Origin of the sequence: Streptomyces sp. NPDC005195, from assembly GCF_040608315.1 — a bacterium.
GTDB classification, from domain to species: domain Bacteria; phylum Actinomycetota; class Actinomycetes; order Streptomycetales; family Streptomycetaceae; genus Streptomyces; species Streptomyces kaempferi.
Window position 1 is genome coordinate 1 of record NZ_JBEXHZ010000319.1, and the last position, 1,506, is coordinate 1,506.

The 1,506-nt window shown below is 74.2% G+C and carries 1 protein-coding gene and 2 pseudogenes; all 3 read left to right on the forward strand.

What is annotated here, in order from left to right:
* Window positions 1-289, forward strand: a pseudogene (locus ABZV34_RS39320) (amine oxidase); the annotation flags it as partial.
* On the forward strand, window positions 286-1,170 hold the full coding sequence (locus ABZV34_RS39325; protein WP_356288054.1) for a DUF1365 domain-containing protein: 885 nt from the start codon (window positions 286-288) through the stop codon (window positions 1,168-1,170). The pseudogene ABZV34_RS39320 and the gene ABZV34_RS39325, both read left to right, overlap by 4 nt.
* Window positions 1,167-1,506, forward strand: a pseudogene (locus ABZV34_RS39330) (SAM-dependent methyltransferase); the annotation flags it as partial. The gene ABZV34_RS39325 and the pseudogene ABZV34_RS39330, both read left to right, overlap by 4 nt.

A 1,506-nucleotide genomic window follows, 5' to 3' on the forward strand; every position in this document is an offset into this window, starting at 1 on the left:
CCGGGTCCGCGTCAGCTACGACATGAACCGGCTCCAGCGCCTCGACGCACCCGAGAACTACGTGGTCACCCTCGGCGGCGAGGACCGCGTCGACCCGGACCGGGTCCTGGCCCGCATGGTGTACGAACACCCCGTCTACACACCGGAGTCCGTGGCCGCGCAGACCGGCCTCCCGGGACTGAACAGCGCGGTGACCGCGTACGCGGGCGCCTACCACGGCTGGGGATTCCACGAGGACGGCTGCCGCTCCGGCGTGGCGGCCGCCGCGGCCCTGGGGGTGACCTGGTGAGCGGTACCCCCGCGCTCTACCCCTGCACGGTCTCGCACGTACGGACCGCGCCGACCCGGTACGCGCTGCGCCACCACACGTACATGTGGCTGACGGACCCCGACCACCCGCCCCGACTGCCCCTACCGCTGCGCCCGTTGGCCGGCTTCGACCCCCGTGACCACTTCGACGGGGACCAGCCGACCATCCGCGCCGGGCTCGACCGTTTCCTCGCCGGGCACGGCATCGACCTGCGCGGCGGCCCGGTCACGATGCTCGCCCACGCGCGGGTCCTCGGTCACGTCTTCAACCCGCTCACCCTCTACTGGTGCCACGACCCCGGCGGCGCACCGCGCTGCGTGGTCGCCGAGGTGCACAACACGTACGGCGAACGGCACTGCTACCTGCTGCTCCCGGACGACACCGGGACGACGCGCGAACAGCGGGACGGCCCCCACGCCGCCGCGGCCCACGAGCCCTCGGAGCCCGCCCGGTCGTCGGAGTCCGCCGGCCTGCGGGCCGAGCCTCCCGATCGGGAGGACCGCCCGCCCGAGCGGGAGACCCACCGGGCCGCGAAACGGCTCTACCGCACCGAGAAGCAGTTCTACGTCTCGCCCTTCTTCCCCGTCGACGGCGAGTACCGCATGCGCCTTCCCCTCCCGGACGACCGCCTCGACCTCATGGTGCGCCTGGAGCGCGAGGGCACCCGGCCCTTCACCGCGACCGTGCGCGGGACCCGCCGTGAGGCGACCGTGGGGACGCTGCTGCGTGCCGCGCTGCGCCATCCGTGGTCCACCGCCGTCGTCTCGGCCGCCATCCGCGTCCACGGCATCCGCCTCTACCTGCGGGGACTGCCCGTCCAGCCCCGCCCACGCCACCGAAGCCAGGAGAGTGACACATGAGGACAGCCGAGCCCCGCTCCGCCACCGCGCAGCGCCGGGATGTGGATCCCGCCCGCTGGCCGGACGTGGTGACGCCGCCGGAGGCCTCGCGCACCCGGACCGCCGTCACCCGCGCCGTGCTGAGCAGGACGCTGCGACGCCTGCCCCTGCGGGTACGGTTCGCCGACGGAGGCCGTCTCGGTACCGGCGGCCCGGTGATCGAGATCCACGACCCGGAGGCCTTCCACCGCCGTATCGGCACCCAGGGACTCGTCGGCTTCGGCGAGTCCTACATGGCGGGCGAATGGGACGCGCCGGACCTGGTCGCCGCGCTCACCGTGCTCGCCGACCACGCGG